At 68.9% G+C, this 24,900-nt stretch carries 19 protein-coding genes; 9 read left to right on the forward strand and 10 right to left on the reverse strand.

The window, feature by feature from the left end:
- Nucleotides 1-5: 5 nt before the first annotated feature.
- Nucleotides 6-1,499 carry a multidrug efflux transporter outer membrane subunit EmrC gene (gene emrC / locus AC06FA_RS02745; RefSeq protein WP_478067007.1) on the reverse strand — a complete coding sequence of 498 codons (1,494 nt, stop codon included), beginning with the start codon at nucleotides 1,497-1,499 and terminating at the stop codon, nucleotides 6-8.
- Nucleotides 1,496-1,954, reverse strand: a complete 459-nt coding sequence (locus tag AC06FA_RS02750; protein WP_312706083.1) for a MarR family winged helix-turn-helix transcriptional regulator — start codon at nucleotides 1,952-1,954, stop codon at nucleotides 1,496-1,498. The genes emrC and AC06FA_RS02750 overlap by 4 nt, the downstream gene beginning before the upstream one ends.
- Nucleotides 1,955-2,100: 146 nt before the next feature.
- Between AC06FA_RS02750 and AC06FA_RS02755 the strand changes: the two genes are divergently transcribed.
- Together AC06FA_RS02755 and parC are read left to right on the forward strand one after the other, a co-directional pair.
- Entirely contained in the window at nucleotides 2,101-3,009 is a 909-nt protein-coding gene (locus AC06FA_RS02755) for a helix-turn-helix domain-containing protein (protein ID WP_478067008.1), read from the forward strand.
- Between the two features lie 59 nt (nucleotides 3,010-3,068).
- Nucleotides 3,069-5,312 (forward strand): DNA topoisomerase IV subunit A, encoded by a 2,244-nt coding sequence (gene parC / locus AC06FA_RS02760; protein WP_312706085.1) that lies wholly within the window; start codon nucleotides 3,069-3,071, stop codon nucleotides 5,310-5,312.
- 324 nt (nucleotides 5,313-5,636) lie between these two features.
- On the opposite strand, the gene bfr is transcribed toward parC, so the two are convergent.
- Nucleotides 5,637-6,125 (reverse strand): bacterioferritin, encoded by a 489-nt coding sequence (bfr, locus tag AC06FA_RS02765; protein ID WP_108749081.1) that lies wholly within the window; start codon nucleotides 6,123-6,125, stop codon nucleotides 5,637-5,639.
- A 149-nt stretch (nucleotides 6,126-6,274) separates the two neighbouring features.
- Here bfr and AC06FA_RS02770 point away from each other — a divergent pair, with 149 nt between their 5' ends.
- Nucleotides 6,275-8,611 carry a penicillin acylase family protein gene (locus tag AC06FA_RS02770; protein ID WP_478067009.1) on the forward strand — a complete coding sequence of 779 codons (2,337 nt, stop codon included), beginning with the start codon at nucleotides 6,275-6,277 and terminating at the stop codon, nucleotides 8,609-8,611.
- 152 nt (nucleotides 8,612-8,763) lie between these two features.
- On the opposite strand, the gene AC06FA_RS02775 is transcribed toward AC06FA_RS02770, so the two are convergent.
- Nucleotides 8,764-10,158, reverse strand: a complete 1,395-nt coding sequence (locus tag AC06FA_RS02775) for a cation:proton antiporter (protein ID WP_478067010.1) — start codon at nucleotides 10,156-10,158, stop codon at nucleotides 8,764-8,766.
- A gap of 68 nt (nucleotides 10,159-10,226) precedes the next feature.
- Nucleotides 10,227-11,918 (reverse strand): asparagine synthase B, encoded by a 1,692-nt coding sequence (asnB, locus tag AC06FA_RS02780; RefSeq protein WP_478067011.1) that lies wholly within the window; start codon nucleotides 11,916-11,918, stop codon nucleotides 10,227-10,229.
- A gap of 354 nt (nucleotides 11,919-12,272) precedes the next feature.
- Here asnB and AC06FA_RS02785 point away from each other — a divergent pair, with 354 nt between their 5' ends.
- Together AC06FA_RS02785 and AC06FA_RS02790 are read left to right on the forward strand one after the other, a co-directional pair.
- Nucleotides 12,273-13,151, forward strand: coding sequence for a tetratricopeptide repeat protein (locus tag AC06FA_RS02785; protein WP_478067012.1), 879 nt, complete (start codon nucleotides 12,273-12,275; stop codon nucleotides 13,149-13,151).
- A 97-nt stretch (nucleotides 13,152-13,248) separates the two neighbouring features.
- Nucleotides 13,249-13,932 (forward strand): pentapeptide repeat-containing protein, encoded by a 684-nt coding sequence (locus AC06FA_RS02790; RefSeq protein ID WP_478067013.1) that lies wholly within the window; start codon nucleotides 13,249-13,251, stop codon nucleotides 13,930-13,932.
- A 64-nt stretch (nucleotides 13,933-13,996) separates the two neighbouring features.
- On the opposite strand, the gene dapE is transcribed toward AC06FA_RS02790, so the two are convergent.
- From dapE to map, 5 genes are read right to left on the reverse strand one after another with little or no spacing between them, the layout of a single operon-like run.
- Nucleotides 13,997-15,124 (reverse strand): succinyl-diaminopimelate desuccinylase, encoded by a 1,128-nt coding sequence (gene dapE, locus AC06FA_RS02795; RefSeq protein WP_478067014.1) that lies wholly within the window; start codon nucleotides 15,122-15,124, stop codon nucleotides 13,997-13,999.
- Nucleotides 15,121-15,486 carry an arsenate reductase gene (locus AC06FA_RS02800; protein ID WP_478067015.1) on the reverse strand — a complete coding sequence of 122 codons (366 nt, stop codon included), beginning with the start codon at nucleotides 15,484-15,486 and terminating at the stop codon, nucleotides 15,121-15,123. Before AC06FA_RS02800 ends, dapE begins: the two co-directional genes overlap by 4 nt.
- A 13-nt stretch (nucleotides 15,487-15,499) precedes the next feature.
- Nucleotides 15,500-16,567: a 2,3,4,5-tetrahydropyridine-2,6-dicarboxylate N-succinyltransferase gene (dapD, locus tag AC06FA_RS02805; RefSeq protein WP_478067016.1), complete on the reverse strand. Its 1,068-nt coding sequence runs from the start codon at nucleotides 16,565-16,567 to the stop codon at nucleotides 15,500-15,502.
- Nucleotides 16,567-19,194 carry a [protein-PII] uridylyltransferase gene (locus AC06FA_RS02810; RefSeq protein WP_478067017.1) on the reverse strand — a complete coding sequence of 876 codons (2,628 nt, stop codon included), beginning with the start codon at nucleotides 19,192-19,194 and terminating at the stop codon, nucleotides 16,567-16,569. Before AC06FA_RS02810 ends, dapD begins: the two co-directional genes overlap by 1 nt.
- A 2-nt stretch (nucleotides 19,195-19,196) precedes the next feature.
- Nucleotides 19,197-19,982 carry a type I methionyl aminopeptidase gene (gene map / locus AC06FA_RS02815; RefSeq protein WP_478067018.1) on the reverse strand — a complete coding sequence of 262 codons (786 nt, stop codon included), beginning with the start codon at nucleotides 19,980-19,982 and terminating at the stop codon, nucleotides 19,197-19,199.
- A gap of 229 nt (nucleotides 19,983-20,211) precedes the next feature.
- Here map and AC06FA_RS02820 point away from each other — a divergent pair, with 229 nt between their 5' ends.
- Genes AC06FA_RS02820 through AC06FA_RS02835 form a run of 4 tightly spaced genes read left to right on the forward strand, consistent with a single transcriptional unit; the run spans nucleotide 20,212 to nucleotide 24,876 of the window.
- Nucleotides 20,212-20,739, forward strand: a complete 528-nt coding sequence (locus AC06FA_RS02820) for a Csu type fimbrial protein (protein ID WP_199933378.1) — start codon at nucleotides 20,212-20,214, stop codon at nucleotides 20,737-20,739.
- Between the two features lie 12 nt (nucleotides 20,740-20,751).
- Nucleotides 20,752-21,489 carry a fimbrial biogenesis chaperone gene (locus tag AC06FA_RS02825; protein WP_478067019.1) on the forward strand — a complete coding sequence of 246 codons (738 nt, stop codon included), beginning with the start codon at nucleotides 20,752-20,754 and terminating at the stop codon, nucleotides 21,487-21,489.
- A complete protein-coding gene (locus AC06FA_RS02830; protein ID WP_478067020.1) occupies nucleotides 21,443-23,845 on the forward strand; it encodes a fimbria/pilus outer membrane usher protein in 2,403 nt (800 codons plus the stop codon). The genes AC06FA_RS02825 and AC06FA_RS02830 overlap by 47 nt, the downstream gene beginning before the upstream one ends.
- Nucleotides 23,842-24,876 (forward strand): Csu type fimbrial protein, encoded by a 1,035-nt coding sequence (locus AC06FA_RS02835; protein ID WP_478067021.1) that lies wholly within the window; start codon nucleotides 23,842-23,844, stop codon nucleotides 24,874-24,876. Before AC06FA_RS02830 ends, AC06FA_RS02835 begins: the two co-directional genes overlap by 4 nt.
- The last annotated feature ends 24 nt before the right edge of the window (nucleotides 24,877-24,900 follow it).

A 24,900-nucleotide genomic window follows, 5' to 3' on the forward strand; every position in this document is an offset into this window, starting at 1 on the left:
AATCTTCAGGAATGCGAGGAATCGGAATGGGAGGCGATCGGTGCGCGGTCGGCGTCGCTGGGCTGGAAACCACCACCCAGCGCCTTGCTCAGGCGCACCGAGGTCTGCACCTGCTGCGACTGCAGGCCGGCCAGCTGCTGCTGCGACTGCAGCAGGATGGACTGCGCGCTCAGCACGTCCAGGTAGCTGCCGATGCCGGCGCGGTAGCGCTGCTGGGCGATATCGAAGGCAGCACGCGCGGTATCCACCGCCTGCTGCTGCGACTGCGCCTGCTGGCCCAGCGAGCGCACCGCGTTGACCTGGTCGGCCACGTCGCGCAGCGCGTCCAGCACCGCCTGGTTGTAGTTGGCCACGGCCAGGTCGTACTGCGCGTCGGTGTTGGCCAGGTTCGCGCGCAGCTTGCCGCCTTCGAAGATCGGCATGCTCAGCGCCGGGCCGATGTAGGCGAAGGTGGAGCTGCTCTGCAGCAGGTCACCCACGTTGGGCGCGACCACGCCGGCCAGCGCGGTCAGGTTGAAGCTCGGGTAGAACTTGGTCTTGGCCACCTTGATCTGCTTGTCGGCCGCTTCCACGCGCCAGCGCGCGGCAACGATGTCCGGGCGACGGCCCAGCAGTTCGCTGGGCAGCACGCCCGGCAACTGCAGGGCGAGCGGGTTCAGCGGCTGCGGGCGTTCGATCGACAGGCCGCGGTCCGGGCCCTTGCCGACCAGCGCGGCCAGTGCGGTGCGGCCGGCGTCGATGCGCTGCTGGGCGGCCTGCAGCTGCTGCTGCGCGGCCGGTACGCGGGCCTCGGCCTGGCGCACCTGCAGGTCGCTGTCGATGCCGGCGCGGCGGCGCTGGCGGGTCAGTTCCAGCGACTTCTGCGAACGCGCCAGTTCTTCCTCGGCCACATCATTGAGCTGCCACGCATAGGCCAGTTCGGCGTAGGCCTGGGCAATGCCGGTGGACAGGTTCAGGCGCGCGGCCTGCGCGTCGACGGTGGCCGCGTGTGCGCCATCCACGGCCGCTTCCCAGGCGGCGCGCTTGCCGCCCCACAGGTCGATGCCGTAGCTGAAATCGAAGGCAACCTGGCCGCTGCCACCGTAATGGCCGCCCACCTCATCGCCCACCATCGATTCGGGCAGGCGCACGCCGGTGTAGCCACCGGACACGGACAGACTGGGCAGGCGATCAGCGCGTGCGGTGCCGACCTGCGACTGGGCCTGGCGCAGGCGCGCATCGGCGGCGTCCAGGCTGGGGTGGCTGGCCAGCCCTTCGGCAATCAGCGCGTCCAGCTGCGCGTCACCGAAGGCCTTCCACCAGTCCTGGGCGGGGAAGCCGGCCGCGCTCAGGTCGCTGTCGGCCAGGGTGCGTTCGCTGTGCAGGCTGTCCACGTCCAGGACGTGGCCCTGCGGGGTCAGGCCGCGGCTGCTGGCGCAGGCGGCCAGGGCCAGGGCCAGCGCGGATACCAGCAGCGCACGCCCGGACCGGCGGAGAGTAAGGGACGGGATCGGGTTCATGGGGTCGTCAGGGAATCGCGGATACGGGTCAGGAGGGACAACAACAGCGCGCGCTCGTCGGCGGACAGATCGCGCAGGGCGAAATCCATCACCGCGTCGCCGCGCTTCTGCAGCCGTGCCCACAGGGCGCGGCCTTCATCGGTCAGCACGATCTGCAGGGCCCGGCGGTCCTGCGCGTGCGGCTCGCGGCGCACGCAGCCCAGCGCTTCCAGCTTGTCCAGCAGGCGGGTCACCGCGCTGGGCACCTGGTCGATGGCCTGGGCCAGTTCGTTGGCCGTGCACGGCGCCATGCGGGCCAGCAGCTTCAGGCCGATGTAATGGGTGAAGCCGATGCCCAGGTCTTCTTCGGCCATGGACGCGTCGAGCTGGCGGACCAGGCCGTCGCGCACCTGGCGCAGCAGCAGGCCAAAGCTGGGGGGGCCGAAGCCGGCAGGGGTCGAGGGAGGACAGATCATGGGAGAGCATTTTCTTCCAAAAAAAATATTTCTCAATGGAAATATTCGACCTGGCATCAAATGCTGTGTTGCAGCAATGGGCTGGATTCGACGAAGGCGCACACCTTAATGGGGCTCCGGACTGGCCCGGTAGTACAATCCAGCCAATGAATGTCACTTTCCAGCCACCACCGTCCCGCGTGAACGCCGGTGAACCGGGCCCGCCGACCCTGCTGCGCGAGGTGGCGCTGGACTGGTTCGAGCGCAACGACGGCCCGCCGATCATCGCGTTCCGCTTCGACAGCCCGCAGGGCCTGGCCCGTGAAGTGGACTGGCACCACCACGCGCGGGCGCAGCTGATCTGCGTGGAACGCGGCCTGCTGACCACCCGCACCTCGCACGGCACCTGGTCGCTGGCACCGGGCTCGGCCGGCTGGATGCCGCCGCTGGAAGCGCATACGGTCAGCCTGGACGGGCCGATGCGTGGCTGGGGCATGGCCCTGGCCGCGCCCCTGTGCGCAGACCTGCCGGCCGACCCGTGCGTGCTGGGCCTGTCCCGTCTGGCCCAGGCGGTGGCCGAGCGGATCTGTGAATGGCCGCTGGAATACGAAGGCAGCGAGGACCGTCGCCACATCATCCAGGTGATGCTGGACGAGATCCGCAACGCGCCCCGCCAGCGCATGCACCTGCCGATGCCGCGCGACCGGCGCCTGCTGAAGATCGCCTCGCAGCTGCTGGCCGAACCGTCCGATGAGCGCAGCCTGGCCGACTGGGCGCACTGGGCCGGGCTGTCGCCGCGCAGCCTGACCCGCCACTTCCGCGACGAGACCACCCTCAGCTTCGCCCAATGGCGGCAGCAGGCGCGCCTTGCCGAAGCCCTGCGCCGCCTGAGCGAAGGCCACAGCGTGGCCGACATCGCCCACGCACTGGGCTTCAGCAGCGCCAGCGCCTTCGTCACCGTGTTCCGCCGCCACTTCGGCCTGCCCCCCGGCCGCTACCTGGCCCGGGTCGGCAACGGCCTGGAATCGACCCTGGACCCTGCGCGTGGCTTGGCATCCCCCGCCGCATCCGGATAATCAGCGTATTGAGAGCGCCGACCGCCGTCTTCGCCTCCCGACATAGGTAACAACGCCGCATGACCGAACTTGCCCGCCCCGTGTTCCACGGTTTCGAACAACTGCCGCTGCGCGAGTACGCCGAACGCGCTTACCTCGACTACTCCATGTACGTGGTCCTGGACCGCGCCCTGCCGTTCATCGGCGACGGCCTGAAGCCGGTGCAGCGCCGCATCATCTATTCGATGAGCGAGCTGGGCCTGAATGCCGCGTCCAAGCCGAAGAAGTCCGCGCGCACCGTCGGTGACGTCATCGGTAAGTACCACCCGCACGGCGACAGCGCCTGCTACGAAGCACTGGTGCTGATGGCCCAGCCGTTCTCGTACCGCTACCCGCTGATCGAAGGCCAGGGCAACTTCGGTTCCAGCGACGACCCGAAGTCGTTCGCGGCCATGCGCTACACCGAATCCAAGCTGACCCCGATCGCCGAAGTGCTGCTGGGCGAACTGGGCCAGGGCACCACCGACTGGGCGCCGAACTTCGACGGCACCCTGCAGGAACCGACCTGGATGCCGGCGCGGCTGCCGCACCTGCTGCTGAACGGCACCACCGGCATTGCCGTGGGCATGGCCACCGACGTGCCGCCGCACAACCTCAACGAGATCGTCAGCGCCCTGCTGCACCTGCTCGATGACCCCGACGCCAGCGTGCGCGACCTGTGCGAACACGTGAAGGGCCCGGACTATCCGTCCAACGCCGAGATCATCACCGCGGCCAACGACCTTCGCAACATGTACGAAACCGGCAACGGCAGCGTGCGTGCGCGTGCGACCTTCACCAAGGAAGCCAACAACATCGTGGTGACCGCGCTGCCGTTCCAGGTGTCGCCGTCGAAGGTGATCGAACAGATCGCCGCACAGATGCGCGCCAAGAAGCTGCCGTGGCTGGAAGACATCCGCGATGAATCCGACCACGCCAACCCGGTGCGCGTGGTGCTGGTGCCGCGCTCGAACCGCGTGGACGCCGAACAGCTGATGGGCCATCTGTTCGCCACCACCGACATGGAGCGCAGCTACCGCGTCAACCTCAACGTGATCGGCCTGGACGGGCGTCCGCAGGTGAAGAACCTGAAGACCCTGCTGAGCGAGTGGCTGGCATTCCGCAGCAGCACCGTCACCCGCCGCCTGCAGCACCGCCTGCAGAAGGTCGAGCGCCGCCTGCACCTGTTGGAAGGCCTGCTGGTGGCGTTCCTGAACCTGGACGAGGTGATCCACATCATCCGTACCGAGGACGAACCGAAGGCGGCGCTGATCGCGCGCTTCGGCCTGTCCGAAGACCAGGCCGAGTACATCCTGGAAACCAAGCTGAAGCAGCTGGCCCGCCTGGAAGAAATGAAGATCCGCGGCGAGCAGGACGAGCTGGCCAAGGAGCGCGAGAAGATCCTTGCCATCCTGGACAGCAAGGCCAAGCTGAAGAAGCTGATCCGCGACGAGCTGCAGGCCGACGCGAAGAAGTTCGGCGATGCACGCCGTTCGCCGCTGGTGCAGCGCCAGGCCGCGCAGGCCATCGACGAAACCGAGTTGGTGCCCAGCGAGCCGATGACCGTGGTGCTGTCGGAGAAGGGCTGGATCCGTGCCGCCAAGGGCCACGACGTCGATGCGTCCGCCCTGTCCTACCGCGATGGCGACGCCCTGCAGGGCGCGGTGCGCGCGCGCAGCACCCAGCAGGTCGCCTTCCTCGACAGCGAAGGCCGCGCCTATTCCACGCCGGTGCATACCCTGCCCTCGGCGCGCGGCAACGGTGAACCGCTCACCGGCCGCTTCTCGCCGGCGCCGGGCACCAGCTTCGTCACCCTGGCCAGCGCCGAGCCGGACACCCGCTTCGTGCTGGCGTCCACCCACGGCTATGGCTTCGTTACCCGCTTCGAGAACCTGATCGGCCGCAACAAGGCCGGCAAGGCCATGCTGAACCTGTCGGCCGGCTCGTCGGTACTGACCCCGGCGGTGGTGGCCAACGTGGCCACCGACCGCATCGTGGCGGTCACCAGCTCGGGCAACCTGCTGGCGATCACCGCCAGCGACCTGCCGGAACTGGACAAGGGCAAGGGCAACAAGATCATCGAGATCCCCAAGGCCAAGCTCGCCACCGAGCGCGTGGTGGCCGTGGTGGCCATCAGCCCGGGCCAGACCCTGCAGGTGCGCAGCGGCCAGCGCACCATGGGCCTGAAGTTCAACGAACTGGAAGCCTACCTGGGCGCCCGCGCCACCCGCGGCCACCTGCTGCCGCGCGGCTGGCAGAAGGTGGAAGGCTTGTCGGTGGAATGACGCAGCGGGGTCGGATCCCTTTCCCACGGAAAGGGCTCTGACCCCAGGCCCCCGGCCTCCCGCTTCGGTAGGTGTCAACCTTGGTTGACACGCCCCGGCGGCCAGCAGACACGAAAAAGCCGGGGCAATCCCCGGCTTTTTCGTGTCTGCTGGCGGGCGGTGGAGCGGCTGGCTGGCGAGAGCTGGCGCGCGGTGCTCCGGTGCTGGCGGGCGACAGAACGTTGTAGAGTCGAGCCATGCTCGACTCGGATCCAACAGCAGCCGAGCATGGCTCGGCTCTACATGAAGCGAGGCAGCCGGGCATCGCCCGGCGCCACCTGCGGATCAATGCGCCGGGGCGCCGCCGCTTTCGATCTTGCTCAGCTGGTACAGCTCCAGGCCGATGCGCTTGATCAGGCCCAGCTGCTGTTCCAGCCACCAGGCGTGGTCTTCTTCGGTGTCCTTCAGCTGCGCCAGCAGGATGTCGCGGCTGACGTAGTCGCCGTTTTCCTCGCACAGCTTCATGCCGGCCGCCAGGTTGTTGCGCACGGCGTACTCGGTATCCAGATCCTTCTGCAGCATCTCTTCCACGGTCTTGCCCGGCTCGCTGGCGTGCGGACGCATGTCCGGGTCGCCGCCCAGGAACAGGATGCGACGCAGCAGGGCATCGGCGTGCTGGGTTTCCTCTTCCATCTCGTGGTTCAGGCGTTCGTACAGCGCGAACAGGCCCTGGTCCTCGTAGCGGCGGGAATGGATGAAGTACTGGTCGCGGGCAGCAAGTTCGCCGCGCAGTAGTTCCTTCAGGCAGGCGATGACGTCCGGATTGCCTTTCATGGGGGGAGCTCCTGTGAATCGATGGCGCCCATGGTGCCCCATCTGCAATCACGGTGATCTAATCAGAATCAGTCGCAGTTGCGCTCGCGATGCGCCCGGACACCGGCGGTGGCTAGAATCGGGGTTCACCTGCTCACAGGCCCCTGTCCATGCGTCGTTGGCTGCTGCGGTTGTTGTGGTGTGTGCTGGCTCTGGCGGTACTGTCCAGCCTGGCGATCTGGCTGCTGCTGCGCGGCAGCCTGGCCGACCTGGATGGCGAACGCGCCCTGCCCGGCCTGTCCGCGGCGGTCAGCGTGGACCGTGACGCGCGGGGCGTGGTCACCATCACTGCGGCCAACCAGGCCGACGCCATGCGCGCACTGGGCCGCGTGCACGCGCAGGAGCGTTACTTCGAAATGGACCTGATGCGGCGCAGTGCCGCCGGCGAACTGGCGGCGCTGTTCGGCCCAGCCGCGATCGAGGCCGACAAGCGCATGCGCGTGCATCGCCTGCGCGCACGCACCGACGCCCATCGTGCGCAGGCGCTGGGCAGCCAACCGGCGGTGGTGCAGGCCTACGTGGCCGGCGTGAACGAAGGGCTGGCCGCGCTGCCGGTGCGGCCTTGGGCCTACCTGCTGCTGCGCCAGGCGCCACAGCCGTGGCAGGCCAGCGACAGCGTGCTGGCCGGGCTGGCCATGTATGCCGACCTGCAGGACCCGGCCAACCAGAACGAACTGGCGCTGGCGCGCATCCGCACGGTGGTGCCGCCGGCGCTGTACGCGCTGCTGGCCCACGATGGCAGCCAGTGGGATGCGCCGCTGCTGGGCGAACCGCGCGGCAACGCGGCACTGCCTGACGCCACCCAGCTGGACCTGCGCAGCCTGCAGGCGGCACCGGCTGCCGCTGCGGCCGACGCCGATGCGGTGGGCAGCAACAACTTCGCCGTCGATGGCACCCTCACCGCTGATGGCCGCGCCATCGTGGCCGACGACATGCATCTGGGTCTGCGCGCGCCGGCGCTCTGGTTCCGCGTGCGACTGCGCTATCCCGATCCCGACGCGCCCGGTGGCCAGGTCGATATCAGCGGCTTCTCGCTGCCCGGCGTACCGGCCGTCATCGTCGGCAGCAATGGGCACGTGGCCTGGGGCTTCACCAACAGCTACATCGATACGGCCGACTTCCGCCGCGAACCGGCCGATGCCACGGTGACCGTGCACGAGGAACGCATCGACGTGGCCGGCCAAGCGGCCGTGCGCTTCCCGGTGCGCGAAACCGCCTGGGGACCGATCGTGCACACGCATGCAGACGGCAGCGGCGACGCCCTGCGCTGGGTCGCGCAGCTACCCGGTGCGGTGCGCATGGATTTCGCCGACATGGCCCGCGCCGGTGACCTGGACCAGGCGTTGAAGGTGGCCGACCACGCCGGCATCCCGGCGCAGAACCTGGTCATTGCCGATCGCAGCGGGCGGATCGCCTGGCGCCTGGTGGGCGCACGTCCTGACCGTGGCCTGGGCTGCCTGCCGCAGGGCTTCAACGACAACCCGGACACGCCCGACTGCGCGCCCTGGGGCATCCGCAGCGATGCGGCACCGGCGCTGCTCGACCCGCCCAACCACCGGCTGTGGACCGCCAACAGCCGGGTCGTGGATGAGCAACGACTGGCCACCGTCGGCAACGGTGGCTACGACCTCGGCGCACGGGGCCAGCAGATCCGTGACCTGCTGGTCGCGCGCGATCGCTTCGACGAACACGCGCTGCTGGCCATCCAGCTGGATGATCGCGCGGTGTTCCTGCAGCGCTGGTGGGCGCTGCTGCAGGCGGTCACCGCCAACAGCAGTGACCCCGCGCTGCAGCGGCTGCATGCAGCCAACGCGCACTGGGATGGACGCGCGTCGGTGGATTCGGTCAGCTACCGCATCACCCGCGGCTTCCGCGGCAATGTGTTGGATGCCGTGGAGGGCGCCCTGCTGGCCCCGGCCAAGGCGCGCCTGGGCGATGACTTCCTGCCGCCGCGGCTGGCGCAGCTGGAAGGCGTGGTCTGGCCGATGCTGGAACAGCGCCCGGCGAATCTGCTGCCAGCGGGCGTGGCCAGCTGGGACGACCTGCTGGCCACGGCCGCGCGCGACCTGGAGGCCGACCTGTCGCGGCAAGGGCCGCTGCAGCAGCGCACCTGGGGCGAACGCAACACCGCGGCCATCTGCCAGCCAGTGGCACGTGCCCTGCCCGCCTTCGCCCAGCGTTGGCTGTGCATGCCGGCCGATCCGCTGCCCGGCGACCGCGACATGCCGCGTGTGCAGGGGCCGAACTTCGGCGCATCGCAGCGCATGGTGGTGTCGCCCGGCCACGAGGCCGACGGCATCGTGCACATGCCCGGCGGGCAGAGCGGGCACCCGCTGTCGCCGTACTGGGGCGCCGGCCACGAAGACTGGGTACACGGCCGCCCGACCCCGTTCCTGCCCGGCCCCGCGCAACACACGATGACCCTGCTGCCGGCGCGGCAACCGTAGCGTCGAGCTTGCTCGACCACCTTCTACGTAGAGTCGAGCTTGCTCGACTGCTTTGAACGTAGAGTCGAGCTTGCTCGACTGCTTTTGTTGCTGGACCTGGTTCAGTCGAGCAAGCTCGACTCTACAACTGCGGAAGTCGAGCAAGCTCGACGCTACCGGGGCGCGCGGCGGCGCTCGATCAGGTTCAACAGCGGTCCGGTCATCGCGGTGGTCACCAGCGCCATGATCACCAGCACCGCGAACAGACGATCGCCCAGCAGGCCCAGTTCGTAGCCCAGGTTCAGCACGATCAGCTCCATCAAACCGCGGGTGTTCATCAGTGCGCCAAGACGCCAGGCCTCACGGCTGGGCATGCCGGTGCTGCGCGCGGCACTGAAGGTGCCCAGCAGCTTGCCCACCGTGGCCACCGCAATCACCACCAGGCACAACACGATGTCCTGGGTCTGCAGCGCGTCGGCGCGCATGCGCAGGCCGGTCATGGCAAAGAACAGCGGCAGCAGCAGGGTCACCGCGAACGGTTCCACCCGCGCCATCAGCAGGTGCCGCAGCTGCTCGTTGGACGACACCGCCACACCCGCGGCGAACGCACCGAACAACGCGTGGATGCCCAGCACTTCGGTCACCAGCGCGCTGGCCAGGGCCAGCAGCAGGATGCCCAGCAGCCAGCGTCCCTCGCGCCCCGCGGTGACTTGCTGGCGGGCGAACCAGGGCTTGACCACGCCCAGCATGATCGCCACGAACAGCACCACGCAGACCAGGTTCAGGCTGGCCGTCAGCCAGCCGGTGGCCTGCGCGGCGGCCACGATCAGCGCCAGCAGGCACCACGCGGTGGCATCGCCCAGTGCGGCGCAGGCAATGGCGGTCTGCCCCAACGGGCTGTGGGTGATGCCACGGTCGGCCAGGATGCGCAGCAGCACCGGGAAGGCGGTAATGCTCATCGACACGCCCACGAACAGCGCGAACGCGGTGAATCCCACGCCCTGCGGCCCATGCTGCGGGTACAGCCACACCGCCAGCAGCACGCCCAGCACGAACGGCACGGCAATGCCGGCATGGCTGACGGTGAAGGCGAACCGGCGGCGCCCGCGCAGCGCGCCCAGGTCCAGTTCGGCACCGGCCACCAGCAGGAACATCAGCACGCCCAACTGGCTGAGCATACCCAGCGGCCCCAGCGAGGCGGCCGGAAACAGCAGGCCATGGACCTGCGGAAGCAGACTGCCCAGCACCAGCGGCCCCATCATCAGGCCGGCGGCCATTTCACCGATCACCGCCGGCTGCCCCAGGCGCTTGAGCAGCGCGCCCGCGCCCTTGGCCACCAGCAGCAGCACCAGCAGCTGCAGCAGGAACAGCCCCAGCGGGGAGGTCAGGTGATGGGCCCAGTCGGCCCCGACCACGGCTTCGGCCTTGGCCGCCGCCGCAGGCACGCCCGGGCCGGCATAGCGCGCCAGCAGCAGGCCGGCCAGCAGCGGCAGACCGGCCCAGGCCAGGTAGCGCCAACCCCATTTCATCGGCGGCGCGTGGCCTCCGTCCTGTACGTCCATGAACATTCCCCAATGCGCAGAGGGCCGATGATACGTGCTTGCGCCGGGCATGGCCCGGCGCTACCGGTCATCGATCAGGCCAGGGCCTGTTCGTGCACGCCGGCGATGGCGCGGCCGGACGGATCGGCGGCGGCGGCGAAGCTGGCATCCCAGGCGATGGCCGCTGGCGAAGAGCAGGCAATGGACTTGCCGCCCGGCACGGTTTCCGCCGCCGCGTGGCTGGGGAAGAACTGCTCGAACAGATGCCGGTAGTAGTACGCCTCCTTGGTCTGCGGCGGGTTGTGCGGGAAGCGCTTGTCGGCCGCCGCCAGCACGCGGTCACTCACCTGCGCTTCGGCATGCGCCTTCAGTCCATCGATCCAGCCGTAGCCCACGCCGTCACTGAACTGCTCCTTCTGCCGCCACAGGATGCTGTCGGGCAGGTAGCCATCGAAGGCCTCGCGCAGCACCGCCTTCTCGATGCGGCGGCCACCGAAACCGGCGCCGACCATCTTGTGCGCGGCGTCGAAACGCATCGCCACGTCCAGGAACTGGCGGTCCAGGAACGGCACGCGCGGCTCCACGCCCCAGGCCATCATCGACTTGTTGGCACGCAGGCAATCGTAGTTGTGCAGGGCATCGAGCTTGCGCACCAGTTCCTGGTGGAATTCGCGCGCATCGGGTGCCTTGTGGAAGTACAGGTAGCCGCCGAAGATTTCATCGCTGCCTTCACCGGACAGCACCATCTTCACCCCCATCGCCTTGATCCGCCGTGCCAGCAGGAACATCGGGGTGGACGCGCGGATGGTGGTCACATCGTAGGTTTCGATGTGGCGGATCACTTCCGGCAGCACGTCCAGGCCTTCTTCGAAGGTGTATTCGAAACCATGGTGCACGGTGCCCAGCGCTTCGGCGGCCACCGCCGCGGCGGCCAGGTCCGGCGATCCCTGCAGGCCGATGGCGAAGGAGTGCAGGCGCGGCCACCAGGCTTCACTCTGGCCGCCATCTTCGATGCGGCGGCGGGCAAAGCGTGCGGCCACCGCCGCCACCAGCGATGAATCCAGGCCACCGGACAGCAGCACGCCGTAGGGCACGTCGCTCATCAGCTGGCGTTCCACCGCCTGTTCGAAGGCCTGGCGCAGCTCGGCCAGGTCGGCCTGGCGCCCTTCCACATCGGCGTAGTCGCGCCACGGTTGCTGGTAATAGCGGACCAGTTCGCCGCTGGCGCTGTCGTAGTAATGGCCCGGCGGGAACTGCGCCACGTCGGCACAGGTGTCCACCAGCGCCTTCATTTCCGAGGCCACGCGCAAGCGGCCCTGCGCATCGTGGCCCCAATACAGCGGCACCACGCCGATCGGATCGCGGGCAACCAGCACGCGGCCGGCATCGCGGTCCCACAGGGCGAAGGCAAAGATGCCGTTGATCTGCTCCAGCCACTGCGCCGGCGCGCCACCCTGCCGGTACAGCGCGTTGATCACTTCGCAGTCCGAACCGGTCTGGAAATCGTAGGGCTGGGTCAGGCCCGCCTTCAGCGCCTGGTGGTTGTAGATTTCGCCGTTCACTGCCAGCGCCAGCTGCCCGTCGGCCGACAGCAGCGGCTGCGAACCGCCGGCCGGGTCGACGATGGCCAGGCGCTCGTGCACCAGCAGTGCGCCGTCGTCCAGGTATACCCCGCTCCAGTCCGGGCCGCGGTGGCGCTGCCGCTGCGACAGTTCCAGCGCGTGGCGGCGCAGGGCGGGAAGATCGTCACCGGCCTGCAGGCCGAAGATGCCGAAGATCGAACACATGGGAGGGCTCCTGTTGTGGGGGATTACACGGGGGGAAGGTGTTCGACCGGCCAACCAGGCCCGGGCAGGCGGCGCCCGGGCACAAAAAAACCCGCATCGACCGATGCGGGTTTTCTGGTGTCCGGGCGTATGAAGCTGTCTATCTACCCAGGGCGCAGTCCCGCATCGGCCGCGCACGATTATTCGCGCGCAGATTATTGCGGTTGGTATTGACGGCGGTGGCCAGGCGGATCGACATGGGATTGAAGCTACCCGGCTTTTCCGACGGGCGCAACAGTTGCGTCGGCAACCAGTGCAGGCCGCAGACAGCAGCGCAACGGCATACTGCGCCCCCGCCATGGATCGACCACTGGAATGCAGCACCGCACTGGATGCCCCCTGCCCCACCTGTTCGCCCTGGCCTGCGTGCTCGCCCTGGGCGCCTGCAGCAGTTCAGCGCCGCGCACGCCGCCCGCACTGGCCGCGACCTGGGAACGCGAGGCCGGCGATGGTCGCTTCGAGAGCGCCTTCAGCGCCGCCGAGTACTTCGAGGTGCGCAATGACCCACGTGCGCTGGACCTGTACGCCCGGGCGGCCGCCGCACAGCCGTGGACGTTCCACAACACCCGGGCCGAAGTGGCGCTGGGGCGGATCTGGAGCGCGGGCACGCTGCGCCACGGCACGGCGCCCGACGTGGTCACCGCACCGGCAATCCGTGCGTCGTGGCGGCGGGGCGAGCGCTGGTATCTGGCCGCCGCCCGCCATGGCAATCCCTATGCGTTCGCTGAGCTGGCCCAGGCCTACCGGCAGCGTGGCGACGCCGCACAGGCACTGCGCTGGGACCTGCGGCAGATGGTCTACAAGCGCCTGCCGTCCCGCGCGTCCGGCCTGCCGGCCGCACTGGCAACGCAGGACGGCACGCCGCACGCGCAGGTCGTGAAGCTGCAGCAGCGCGCCGCCCGTGGCGATGCCGATGCCCAGGTGGATCTGGGCGCCGTGCTGGAACGTGGCGTGGGCCTGCCGCGTGATCCGGCGCAGGCGCTGCGGCTGTACCAGCAGGCCGGCGAGCACGGCCATGTCTTTGGCCAGTACTTCGCCGGGCTGCTGCTGGGCCGCGGCGCGCCGGGCGTGCCGCGCGACCGCGATGCCGCCGCGGCCTGGTTCGCGCGCGCCGAAGCACAGCGCTTCTACATGGCCGCACCGTCGTACTGGCAGCGTGCGGTGGAGCCGCCGATGTTCAATTTCTCGGAATAGCCGCCACGCTGTACACACCCGCGCGGGCACCGCAAGACTGCCCCTGCGGCGCCGGGTTGGCGAGAATGGACGTTGCTCTGAACCAACGGCAGTACACATGGCCCCGGCGCGTTTCCATGGCGAAACCATCGATCGCGCGCGCATGCAGGCGATCGTCGCCGCGCATCCGCGCGCAGCACGCTTCGACGAATGTTCGTTCGAGCATGGCGATTTCTCACGGCTGGACATGGACGGGTTCCAGTTCGACCAATGCGCGCTGGGCGGTTCGCAGTGGCTGGCGGCCTCGCTGGAGGAAACGCAGTGGAGCCGCTGCCGTGGCGCGGCTGCGGATTTCACCTCGGCCCTGCTCAGCGATTCGCGCTTTGAACACTGCGATCTGAACAACAGTCACTGGCGGCGCGCGACGCTGTCGTCGGTGCAGTTCCTGGGGTGCAAGCTGACCGGTGCGCAGCTGCAGGAGGCCGGTGGCTGGCTGCTGTCGTTCCGCGAGTGCCTGCTGGTCAGCGCCGACCTGCGCGGGCTGTCATTCCGCAAGGCGCAGTTGTGCGGCAATGATTTTTCCGAAGCCGATGTCTCCGGCTGCGACTTCCGCGATGCGGTGTTCGAGGGCGGCAGCCTGCGCAACGTGCAGGCACGGCTGGCCCGCTTCGATGGCGCCGACCTGCGTGATACCGATATCAGCGGCCTGAACGTGATGGACGCCAAGCACTTCCGCAAGGCGCGCATCTCGCATGCGCAGGCGGCTGCAGCCATGGCCGCGTTTGGTTTGATCGTGGGCTGACGTGATCGGGGAATGAAGCACGGCCGGCGCCCGGCAACGGGCACCGGCCAGTGCAGGCGCAGGATCAGGCCAGCAGGCGTTCCAGCAGGCGCTGGTACAGCCCGGGCAACGCGTCCAGCTCGTCCACGCGCACGTTCTCGTCCACCTGGTGGATGCTGGCATTCACCGGCCCCACTTCGATGCACTGTGCGCCCAGCGGCGCGATGAAACGTGCATCGGAGGTACCGCCACCGGTGCTTTCTTCCGGCGCCCGGCCGATGTGCTCTGCCAGCACCGCACGCGCGGTGGCACGCAGGGTGCCTTCCGGGGTGTAGAACGGTTCACCGCTGCGGTGCCACTTCAGGCTGTACTGCAGGCCGTGGCGGTCGAGCAGCGCGCCGATCTCCGCTTCCAGTTTCGGGGCGTCCCAGTGCGGGTTGTAGCGGATGTTGAAATCCACCTCCAGCACGCCGGGAATCACGTTGTTGGCACCGGTACCGGCGTGGATGTTGGAGATCTGCAGGCTGGTCGGCGGGAAGCTCTCATAGCCCTCGTCCCAGCGCCGCGCGCTCAGTTCGGCCAGCGCCGGCGCCGCCTGGTGGATCGGGTTGCGCGCCTTGTCCGGGTAGGCCACGTGGCCCTGCACGCCCTGCACCTGCAGCTTCGCCGACAGGCTGCCACGACGGCCAACGCGCAGCAGGTCGCCCAGCGTTGCGGTGGACGACGGCTCGCCGGTGATGCACCAGTCGATGCGCTGCCCGCGTTCGGCGAACAGACGCGCGACGTGGCGCACGCCATCGATGGCATCGCCTTCTTCGTCACTGGTCAGCAGCACGGCCAGCGTGCCGGGGTGGTCGGGATGGGCGGCAACGAACTGCTCGGCGGCCACCACGAACGCAGCCACGCTGCCCTTCATGTCGGCCGCGCCACGCCCGTACAGCACGCCCTCACGGATCTGCGGCACGAACGGATCGCTCTGCCACGCCTCGCGCGGGCCCGGCGGCACCACGTCGGTGTGGCCCAGCAGCACCAGCACCGGCGCGCCGCTGCCGTGCGTGGCCCACAGGTTGTCGACCTCGCCCAGGCGCAGGTGCTCGCAGTGGAAGCCGGCGGCGGCCAGGCGATCGCCCAGCAGCGCCTGGCAACCGGCATCGTCGGGGGTGACCGACGGCCGCGCGATCAGCTCGCAGGCCAGGTCAAGGACGGCGCTCACGCGCCGCCCACGCCGAAGCGCGCCTTGAAGCCGTTGTCGCTGAAGCCCTGGCTGACCATGCCATCGGCGGTCACCACCAGCGGCCGTTTGATCAGCTGCGGGTACTCGCGCAGCAGCAGCTTCCACTCTGCTTCCGAATCGGCCGCCTTGCGGTTGTCCGGCAGCTGCCGCCAGGTGGTGGACGACTTGTTGACCATTGCGGCCAGGCCGCCCAGCTGCGCGGCCCATTCCAGCAGGGTTTCCGGGCTGGGCTTGTGGTCGCGGTAGTCAACGAAGGTGTACGCCACGCCGAAGCGGTCCAGCCACTTGGTGGCCTTCTTGCAGGTGTCGCAGTTCTTCAGGCCGTAGACGGTGGTGGTCATGCAGGCGCCCCGCTCAGTCGGCCAGGCCGCGCAGCAGATCGTTCACGCTGGTCTTGCTGCGGGTCTTGGCATCGACCTGCTTGACGATCACCGCGCAGTACAGCGAGTGGGTGCCGTCCTTGCTGGGCAGCGAACCGGACACCACCACGCTGTACGGCGGAATGTAGCCGTAGCTGATCTCGCCGGTAGCGCGGTTGTAGATGCGGGTGCTCTGGCTGAGGAACACGCCCATGCCGATCACGCTGTGGTGGCCGACCACCACGCCTTCCACCACTTCCGAACGCGCACCGATGAAGCAGTGGTCTTCGATGATGGTCGGGCTGGCCTGCAGCGGTTCCAGCACGCCGCCGATACCGGCACCGCCGGACAGGTGGCAGTGCTGGCCGATCTGCGCGCAGGAGCCCACGGTGGCCCAGGTGTCGACCATGGTGCCTTCGCCCACGTAGGCGCCGATGTTGGTGAAGCTCGGCATCAGCACCACGTCCTTGCCGAAGTACGTGCCACGGCGGGCGATCGCACCGGGCACCACGCGCACGCCGGCGCGGCGGAACTTCGCCTCGTCATAGCCGGCAAAGCGCGATTCCACCTTGTCCCAGAACGGCGCCGGGCGCGCATCGACCACGGCCATGTCGTTGACACGGAAGTACAGCAGCACGGCCTTCTTCAGCCATTCGTTGACCTTCCAGCCGCCCTGCCCGTCGGGCTCGGCCACACGGAATTCGCCCGTTTCCAGGCCGTCGATCACGCGGTTCACCAGCGGCCGGGTCGAGCCTTCCAGCTCGTGCAGGGTCAGCGTGGCGCGGCGCTCGAAGGCGCTCTCGATGCCGAACTTCAGCTCTTCCACGCCCGGCACCTGCGGCTTGCGCAGCGACTTGCGGGCGATGGTTTCGGCACGGGCAACCTCGGCGCTCTTGGCCGCAGCCTTCTTCACCGCCGGCTTCTTTGCCGCCGGCGTTTTCACCACCGCCGCCTTCTTCGCCGGTGCAGCAGTCTTCTTGGCGGCCGTCGCGGCGGCAGCGGTTTTCTTCGGCGCTGCGCCCTTGGCGGTGGCGGCGGTCTTCTTGGCGGGCTTGGTGGCCATCAGGCGGTGTCTCCGGCGTTTCGATCAGGGTCCAGGCAGGCCAGCATCGCGTCATGCAGCTGCTGCCGGGCAGGTTCAGTCAGGGGGAGGTCGTGTTCGTCACTGATCACGAAGGTGTCTTCGGCGCGTTCGCCGAACGTGGCAATGCGTGCGTCATGCACACGCAGACCCTGGTTGCGCAGCACGAACGCCACGTCGGCCAGCAGGCCGGGGCGGTCGGGGGCAACCAGGGCGAAACGGGTGGCGCCGGGCTCGTCGCGGAACTCGATGCGCGGGGCGAAACGGAAGTGGCGCAGCTGCCGCGGCACGGCCCGGCGCGACGGCCGCAGGCGTGCCAGATCGCCGCCCAGCGCCTCGCGCAGTGCCACTTCCAGATTGGCGCTGCTGCCATCGGCAAAGCTGTCGGCCGGGCTCACTTCAAAGGTATCGAAGATGGTGTCGGACGGCCCGTCCAGCACGCGCGCGCGGTGGATGCCGTAGCCCTTGCGGTCCAGGGTCATCACGATGGCGGCGAACAGGCCATCCCGGTCCGGCGAATGCACGAACACTTCCAGCGCGGGGTCATCGACACTGATCCGGCGCACCTTCACCAGGGTGTGGCCCTGCTTGATCGGCACCAGTGCCGCCGCCTGCCAGGCCAGCTGTTCCGGGCGCAGGCGCATGAAGCCTTCATCGGGCATCACCGCGAACTGGCGATCGATGGTGGCATCGTCGTAGCCCTGTTCGCGCACCAGCGCGCGCACGCTGTCGCGCGCTTCGGCCACGCGTTCGGCGGCCGGCATCGGGTGCTCCAGGCCATCACGCAGCGCGCGCCGGGTAGCGAAGTAGAGATCGGCCAGCAGCCGATCCTTCCACGCGTTCCACAGCTTGGGGCTGGTGCCGGCAATGTCGGCGCAGGTCAGCAGGTACAGATAGTCCAGGCGGTCGCGGCTGCCCACCAGGGTGGCGAAGCGATGGATCACCACCGGATCGGCGATGTCCTGCTTCTGCGCGGTCACCGACATGCGCAGGTGCTGTTCCACCAGCCAGGCCACCAGTTCGGTATCGCTGCCGCTCAGCGCATGGGCATGGCAGAACGCACGCGCATCGACCGCGCCCAGTTCGGAATGGTCGCCGCCGCGGCCCTTGGCGATGTCATGGAACAGGCCGGCCAACAGCAGCAGCTCCGGCTTGCGCAGGCGCGGCCACACTTCATGGGCGATGGAGAAACGCTCATCGGCGCGGCTGCTGGCAAACAGGCCGATGTTGCGCAGGACCATCAGCGTGTGCTGGTCGACGGTGTAGACATGGAACAGGTCGAACTGCATGCGCCCGCTGACCTGGGCGAAGGCCGGGATCCACTGGCCGAGCACGCCCAGCCGGGCCATGCGCGAAAGTGTGTCGACCGGGCGCTGTCCACGCAGCAGGGCCATGAACTGTTCGCGTGCATCGGCGTCGGCCTGGTCGTAGGCCGGCAGCACCGGCAGCGATTCGGCCAGCGCGCGCGCGGTCAACGAATGCAGGCCACGCACCTGCGGGTTGTTGGCCCAGCCGGCAAACAGGGCGAACACCTGGCCGATATCGCCGCACGGCCAGTCGGCCTCGTTGGCGGCCAGATAGCCACGGCGCAGGGAAAAACCAACGGTCAGCGGTTCCGGCTGCGCTTCGCCATCGAACTGTTCCTCAAAGCGCTGCAGCAGGCGGTCACTGATACGCCGCACCACCGATGCGGCGCGGTAGAAGCCCTGCATCATCTTCTCGACGCCCAGGTTCTCGGCGTCGTCTTCGAAGCCCAGGCGCGCGGCCAGGGTCTTCTGGTAATCGAAGCGCAGGCGCTCTTCGGGGCGTCGTGCGACCAGATGCAGGCCGAACCGCAGCCGCGCCAGCACCGCACGTTCGCGCTTCAGCGCAGCGGCTTCATCGGCCCCCAGGTGGCCCAGACCGACCAGCGCTTCCAGGTCACGCACGCCGAACGCGCGCAGCGCCATCCAGCCCAGCGTGTTCAGATCGCGCAGGCCGCCGGGGCCATCCTTCAGATCCGGCTCCAGGTTGTCGGCGGTGTCGCCGAAGCGCTCGTGGCGCCCCCGCAGTTCGTCCAGCTTGGCCAGGAAGAAGGCCCGCGCCGGCCACAGCTCACGGTCGTCCACGGCCGCACGCAGCGCGCGGCGCGCGCCCTCGTCGGCCAGGATCGGACGTGCTTCGATCAACGCAGTCAGCACGGTCTGGTCGGCCGCCGCCTCGCGGCACTGGGCGGCCGAGCGCACCGCGTGGCTGACTGCCAGGCCGCAATCCCACAACAAGGCGAACAGCCGCGACAACGCCGCTTCGTGCGCCATCTGCGCGGACGATTCACCGAACACCAGCAGATCGATGTCCGAGCGCGGGAACAGTTCGCCGCGCCCGTAGCCGCCCACTGCAAAGAGGGACAGGCCACTGTCGGTCGGCACGCAGCGCTGCCAGGCCAGGCGGATCAGGTGATCGGCAGCGCGTGCGCGCAGCGCGATCAACCGCTCGATGTTGTCGCCCTGGTCGAAGCGCCGGTACAGCCGCGCATCGGCCTGCTGCAGCGCCTGCCGTGCGGCAGACGCCCATTCGGGATCGTCAAGCGAATCGGCCGGCGCGTCCAGCAGAGAACCCGCCGGCAGCATGGTCAGGCGACCTGCGATTCGCCGGGCGACAGGGTCAGCACGTCCACGCCGGTCTCGGTGACCGCGATCATGTGCTCCCACTGTGCCGACAGCTTGCGGTCCTTGGTCACCACGGTCCAGCCATCGGGCAGCACCTTGTTGTAGCGGGTGCCCTCGTTGATCATCGGCTCGATGGTGAAGGTCATGCCCGGCTGCAGCACCAGGCCCTGGCCCGGGCGGCCGTAATGCACCACCTGCGGTTCATCGTGGTAGACCTTGCCGATGCCATGGCCGCAGTACTCGCGCACCACGCTGAAACGCTCGCCTTCGGCATAGCTCTGGATGGCATGGCCGATATCGCCCAGGGTGGCGCCCGGTCGCACGGCACGGATGCCGCGCCACATGGCTTCGTAGGTGGCTTCCACCAGGCGGCGGGCCATCACCGACGGCGTGCCGACGAAGTACATGCGGCTGGTATCGCCGTGCCAGCCATCCTTGATGACGGTGACGTCGATGTTGATGATGTCGCCGTCCTTCAGCACCTTCCCTTCGCTGGGGATGCCGTGGCAGATGACATTGTTGACCGAGGTGCACACGGTCTTGGGGAAGCCGCGGTAGCCGACGTTGGCCGGAGTAGCGCCCTGCACGTTCACGATGTGATCGTGGCAGATGCGGTCCAGCTCCTCGGTGGTGACACCGGGCTTGACGTGGGGGGTGACGATGTCCAGCACTTCGCTGGCCAGGCGGCCGGCGATGCGCATCATCTCGATTTCCTGCGGGGTTTTCAGATTCACGCTCATGGCACCCATTATCGCCGATCCGGCCGCAATCTGAACGAACGCCACCCAACTGGCCGTCACGGCAATGCACGGTTCCGGCAAGGAATGTGAAAACGTGATGCGATTGGCCTTTTGCCACGCATTTTTCTCACGGAATACAGACACTTACTGGCTCGACTCTGGGGATACTGACGTCAGCGCGGTGCCCCCGCACCGCCCTCGCCCTGTTCAACAGACCTTCGGGTCAGGGAGGTTGTCCATGCGATCCGCAGTCCGCTCCACCCTGCCATGGGCCTTGGCCCTGCTGCTGGCCGGCCCCGCCGCCGCCGCCGATACCACCACCTTCAACGTGACCCTGATCGTCACCAAGGCCTGCACCATCACCGCCGCCGCGGCCACCAACGTGGACTTCGGTACGGCCGCTTCGACCACGGCCACGCCGACCAATGGCCAGGGCACGGTCACCGCCCAGTGTTCGGCCCTGACCCCGTACACCATCTCGCTGAACGCTGGCGCCAACGCGGGCACGGCCAACGATGTGACCACCCGGCGCATGAAGAACACCGACGCCACGGTGACCGCCAACAACTACGTGGGATACCAGCTCTACCGCGATGCGGCGCACACACTGGTCTGGGGTGCCACCTCGGGCACCAACACCCAGGCCGGCATTGGCACCGGCCTGGCGCAGCCGTACACGGTGTATGGCCAGATCGGCAACCTGAGCACCAACAACGCCTCCGCCGGTAACTACCTGGATACCGTCACCGCCACCATCACCTACTGACCGGTGGTGCCGATGAACCCGATCCGCCCGTGGTGCGCCACCGGCGCGGCGCTGCTGCTCGCCCTTGCGCTGCTGGCACCGGCCCGCGCCGCCACCAGCCTGCAGGTGGCGCCGACCACCCTGCAGCTGGATGCACGCCAGCGCGCCGGCGAACTGTGGCTGACCAACAGCGGCACCGCGCCGGTGAAGCTGCAGGTGCGTGTGTTCCGCTGGGTACAGCAGGACGGCCACGAACAGCTGCTGCCGACCGAAGACCTGCTGGCCACCCCGCCCATGCAGGAACTGGCCGCCGGCCAGCAGCAACTGGTGCGGGTGATGCGCCCGGACAACCAGCCGCCCGATGCCCCGCAGTATTTCCGCCTGATCGTGGACGAAGTGCCCGATCTGGCCAGCCGTGCCACTGGCATGCAGTTCGTCCTGCGCTATTCCATTCCGGTGTTCATCCAGCCGCCATCGCCCGGCCGGCTGAAGCCGCAGCTGCAGGCCCGCCTGGTGCGCCTGGAGGACGGCCGCGACGGGGTGGAGGTGCGCAACAGCGGCGATGCCCACGCCCAGATCGCCGATCTTGCCCTGGGCAGCGCCGAGCGCCCGCGCATCGTGCACCCAGGGCTGCTGGGCTATGTCCTGCCCGGGCAGGTAATGCGCTGGCCGCTGGAACGCACGGCGATCGACCGCGAAAACGACCAGATTTCGGCCAAGCTCAATGGCGCGCCCAAGCAGACGCTGCTGCCACCCGCACCGGCTTACTGAGGCGCTGGTGAGCGCGCTGCTGGGCATGGCACTGGTTCCCACGGCCGCCTCGGCGGCCGACGTCTCCGGTGTTGCCGCCGATGCCCTGCTGCCTCCGCCCACGCCACTCACTGCACAGCAGACGCTGTATCTGGCGGTCGTGCTCAACAGCACGCCGCGCGGCCTGCTGCCCTTCAGCGAAACCGCCGGCCGCCTGCAGGCCAGTCCCGAAGTCCTGCGCCAGCTCGGCTTCAGTGCACCCGGGCAGACACCGGTCTTCCTGGACCAGATCAGCGGCGTGGTGGTGCGCTATGACGCCCAGCAGCAGACCCTGACGCTGGACGTGCCACTGGAGCAGCTGACCCTGCCCACCACCGTCCTCAGCCGGCCGCAGGCGCGCCCGGCGGTCAGCGCCGCCTCGCCGGGGGTGCTGCTGAACTACGACCTGTATGGCAGCCAGGTGGACGGGCGCGGCAATCTGACGCTCACCTCGGAACTGCGGGTGTTCGGCATCGGCGCCGGCAGCCTTGCCAACACCGCGGTGACCCGGCGTTACCAACAGGGCGAGGACCGGCGCTGGCGCAGCGAAAGCGTGCGCCTGGACACGCGCTGGACCCTGGACTTTCCCGATCAGGCGCTGAGCCTGGAGGTAGGCGACTTCTACAGTGGCTTCGTCGACTGGTCGCGGCAGGTGCGCCTGGGCGGCATCCAGATCGGCCGCAACTACGGCCTGCAGCCCTACCGCGTGCTGACCCCCACGCCGTCCTTCCTTGGCCAGGCGGTGGTGCCCTCGACCGTTGAGCTGTACGTGGATGGCCTGCGCCAGTACAGCGGCCAGGTGCCGGTGGGCCCGTTCCAGCTGGCGGCACAGCCGGGCATCAGCGGCAATGGCAATGCGCAGGTGGTGCTGACCGATGCCTTCGGCCGCATGCAGACCCTGGATTTCAGTTTCTACGGCACCCAGCAGCTGTTGGCCAAAGGCCTTTCCGACTGGTCGCTGGGGGTGGGCCGGCTGCGCGAGAACTTCGGCGAGGAATCGTTCGCCTACGACGACCGTACCGTGGCCAGTGCCAGCTGGCGCGGGGGCCTGAGTGACCGTTTCACCGCCGAAGCACACGCCGAGGGCGGCGGCGGCCTGGCCCAGGCCGGGCTGGGCGGCTGGTGGCAGATCGGCAGCGTGGGCGTGGTCAACGCCGCCTATGCACGCAGCCGCTACCAGGGCCTGGGCGGCGGCCAGTGGGCCGTGGGCTACAGCTGGAACAACCGGCGGTTCAACCTGAACCTGCGCAGCGTACGCAGCCACGGCGACTACCGTGACCTGGGCGCACTGCAGGGCAGCCTGCCGCCCAGCATCAGCGAACAGGCCACCGCCGGCATCGACCTGGCCCGGCTTGGCACCCTCAGCGCCAGCTACCTGCGGCTGCGCTATTCCGACGGCGACGACAACCGTTACGCCAGCCTGTTCTGGTCGCGCAGCTGGAGCCCGCGCTGGTCGGCCTACCTGTCGGTGAACCAGAACCTGGACCGCAGCAACGACCGCAGCGTGTATCTGTCATTGACCGCCAGCCTGGGCAACAACCGCCAGGCCAGCCTGTCCACCCAGCGCAACGGCGGCGCGCAGGCGTGGGTGGCCGACATCACCCAACCGGTGCCGGGCGATGGCAGCGCCGGCGGCATGGGCTGGCGCGCACAGCTGCGGCAGGGCGACGACGGGCTGGGCGGGCTGGCCGAGGTGGGCCTGCTGAACAACGTGGGCCGCTACGCGCTGGGCGCCTCGCGCCAGAGCGGCATCAACTTCGCCTACGGCAGCGCCAGTGGCAGCGTGGTGTGGATGGATGGCCACAGCTTTGCCACCCGCGAAGTGGCCGATGCCTTTGCGGTGGTCAGCACGAATGGCGTGGGCGGGGTGCCGGTGCGGCTGGAGAACCGCCTGATCGGGGTGACCGATGCGCGCGGGCTGCTGCTGGTCAGCCCCCTGCTGTCGTGGCAGCGCAACCGGGTCTCGATCGATACGCTGGACCTGCCGCAGGACATGCGCGCCGACCGCATCGAGGACTGGATCACGCCCCCCCAGGGCGCGGGCACCGGGGTGACCTTCAACCTGCGCGCGCGCCCCTCGCTGCGGCTGACCCTGCAGGACGCGGCGGGACAGCCGCTGGAGGCGGGCAGCGAGGCGCGCCTGCCGGATGGGCGCCAGGCCACGGTGGGCTACGACGGCCTGCTGTATCTGGAAGACGTGGCCGCCGGCAGCGTGCTGCAGGTCATCACCAACGAGGGCGCCTGCAGCGTGCGGCTACCCGCTGCCCCGAACGTGCAGGCCGCCGGCGCCACGCCGCGCCCCACGCCCCTGCGCTGCCTGCCAGGCGGGGCACCATGAAGGGGCTGCTGGCGCTGCTGCTGCTCGCCAGCCTGTGCCTGGCCGCCCCGGCCTGGGCCACGGCCACCTGCACGGCCACCGCCAACCCCACCCTGCCGTTCAACAACGTCAACAGCGGCGCGGCCGCGCCCAGCACCGGCACCCTCAACATCACCGTGAACTGCACCACGGCCGCACTGAGCCTGTTGGCCACCACCGGGGTGCGGGTCTGCGTCGGCATCGGCGCCGGCAGTGGCGGCGGCCCCCCGGCCAGCGGCCGTACCATGACCACCAGCAGCGGCGACAGCCTGAACTTCCAGCTCTACAACAACGCCAGCTACAGCCAGGTCACCGGCCTGCTGCCGCGGGGCACGCCGCCGGCGCAGGAACTGACCATGACCTACAACGTGCCGCTGCTGACCGGCGGCAGCGGCGCGCAGACCACCCAGCTGTTCGCCCAGATACCGGCCAACCAGACCCTGGCATCGGGCAATTACAGCAGCACGTTCAGTGGCGCCAACGTGGTGCTGACCTGGGCCTGGAACGAGGTCCTGCTGGGCACCGCCACCGTACCGGCCACCTGCAACGGCGGCGCCACCGGCACCAACAGCGCCAGCGCGGCCTTCAGCTTCACGGCTACGGCCACGGTGCTGCCGCAGTGCGGCAGCTATGTCACCACGGCCATGAACTTCGGCAATGTCAGCGGCAGCATCGCCGCCAACATCGACCAGACCGCCCAGCTGACCCTGACCTGCCTGAAGAACACCGCCTACCAGGTCAGCCTGAACAACGGGCAGAACAACCCCACCGGCACCAGCACCCGGCGCATGCGCACCACCGTGGCCGGCAGCAGCTACTATCTGGGCTACGAGCTGTACCGCGACGCCGCCCGCAGCCAGCGCTGGGGCAACACCCTCACCGTCGATACCGTGGGCGGCGTGGGCACCGGCGCGGCCCAGCAGCTGACCATCTACGGGCGCGTGCCGCCGGTGGCCGGGCAGCCGCCGGCAGGGACCTACAGCGATGTGATCAACGTGACCATCACCTACTGATCCCGCCCGATCCCTGCCCGGCCC

The organism is Stenotrophomonas sp. Steno-C17 (assembly GCF_056393165.1).

Bases quoted from the DNA above. Each gene is read 5' to 3' on its own strand.
- emrC (WP_478067007.1), bottom strand. From the start codon at position 1,499: ATGAACCCGATCCCGTCCCTTACTCTCCGCCGGTCCGGGCGTGCGCTG.
- AC06FA_RS02750 (WP_312706083.1), bottom strand. From the start codon at position 1,954: ATGATCTGTCCTCCCTCGACCCCTGCCGGCTTCGGCCCCCCCAGCTTT.
- AC06FA_RS02755 (WP_478067008.1), top strand. From the start codon at position 2,101: ATGAATGTCACTTTCCAGCCACCACCGTCCCGCGTGAACGCCGGTGAA.
- parC (WP_312706085.1), top strand. From the start codon at position 3,069: ATGACCGAACTTGCCCGCCCCGTGTTCCACGGTTTCGAACAACTGCCG.
- bfr (WP_108749081.1), bottom strand. From the start codon at position 6,125: ATGAAAGGCAATCCGGACGTCATCGCCTGCCTGAAGGAACTACTGCGC.
- AC06FA_RS02770 (WP_478067009.1), top strand. From the start codon at position 6,275: ATGCGTCGTTGGCTGCTGCGGTTGTTGTGGTGTGTGCTGGCTCTGGCG.
- AC06FA_RS02775 (WP_478067010.1), bottom strand. From the start codon at position 10,158: ATGTTCATGGACGTACAGGACGGAGGCCACGCGCCGCCGATGAAATGG.
- asnB (WP_478067011.1), bottom strand. From the start codon at position 11,918: ATGTGTTCGATCTTCGGCATCTTCGGCCTGCAGGCCGGTGACGATCTT.
- AC06FA_RS02785 (WP_478067012.1), top strand. From the start codon at position 12,273: ATGCAGCACCGCACTGGATGCCCCCTGCCCCACCTGTTCGCCCTGGCC.
- AC06FA_RS02790 (WP_478067013.1), top strand. From the start codon at position 13,249: ATGGCCCCGGCGCGTTTCCATGGCGAAACCATCGATCGCGCGCGCATG.
- AC06FA_RS02800 (WP_478067015.1), bottom strand. From the start codon at position 15,486: ATGACCACCACCGTCTACGGCCTGAAGAACTGCGACACCTGCAAGAAG.
- dapD (WP_478067016.1), bottom strand. From the start codon at position 16,567: ATGGCCACCAAGCCCGCCAAGAAGACCGCCGCCACCGCCAAGGGCGCA.
- AC06FA_RS02810 (WP_478067017.1), bottom strand. From the start codon at position 19,194: ATGCTGCCGGCGGGTTCTCTGCTGGACGCGCCGGCCGATTCGCTTGAC.
- map (WP_478067018.1), bottom strand. From the start codon at position 19,982: ATGGGTGCCATGAGCGTGAATCTGAAAACCCCGCAGGAAATCGAGATG.
- AC06FA_RS02820 (WP_199933378.1), top strand. From the start codon at position 20,212: ATGCGATCCGCAGTCCGCTCCACCCTGCCATGGGCCTTGGCCCTGCTG.
- AC06FA_RS02825 (WP_478067019.1), top strand. From the start codon at position 20,752: ATGAACCCGATCCGCCCGTGGTGCGCCACCGGCGCGGCGCTGCTGCTC.
- AC06FA_RS02830 (WP_478067020.1), top strand. From the start codon at position 21,443: ATGGCGCGCCCAAGCAGACGCTGCTGCCACCCGCACCGGCTTACTGAG.
- AC06FA_RS02835 (WP_478067021.1), top strand. From the start codon at position 23,842: ATGAAGGGGCTGCTGGCGCTGCTGCTGCTCGCCAGCCTGTGCCTGGCC.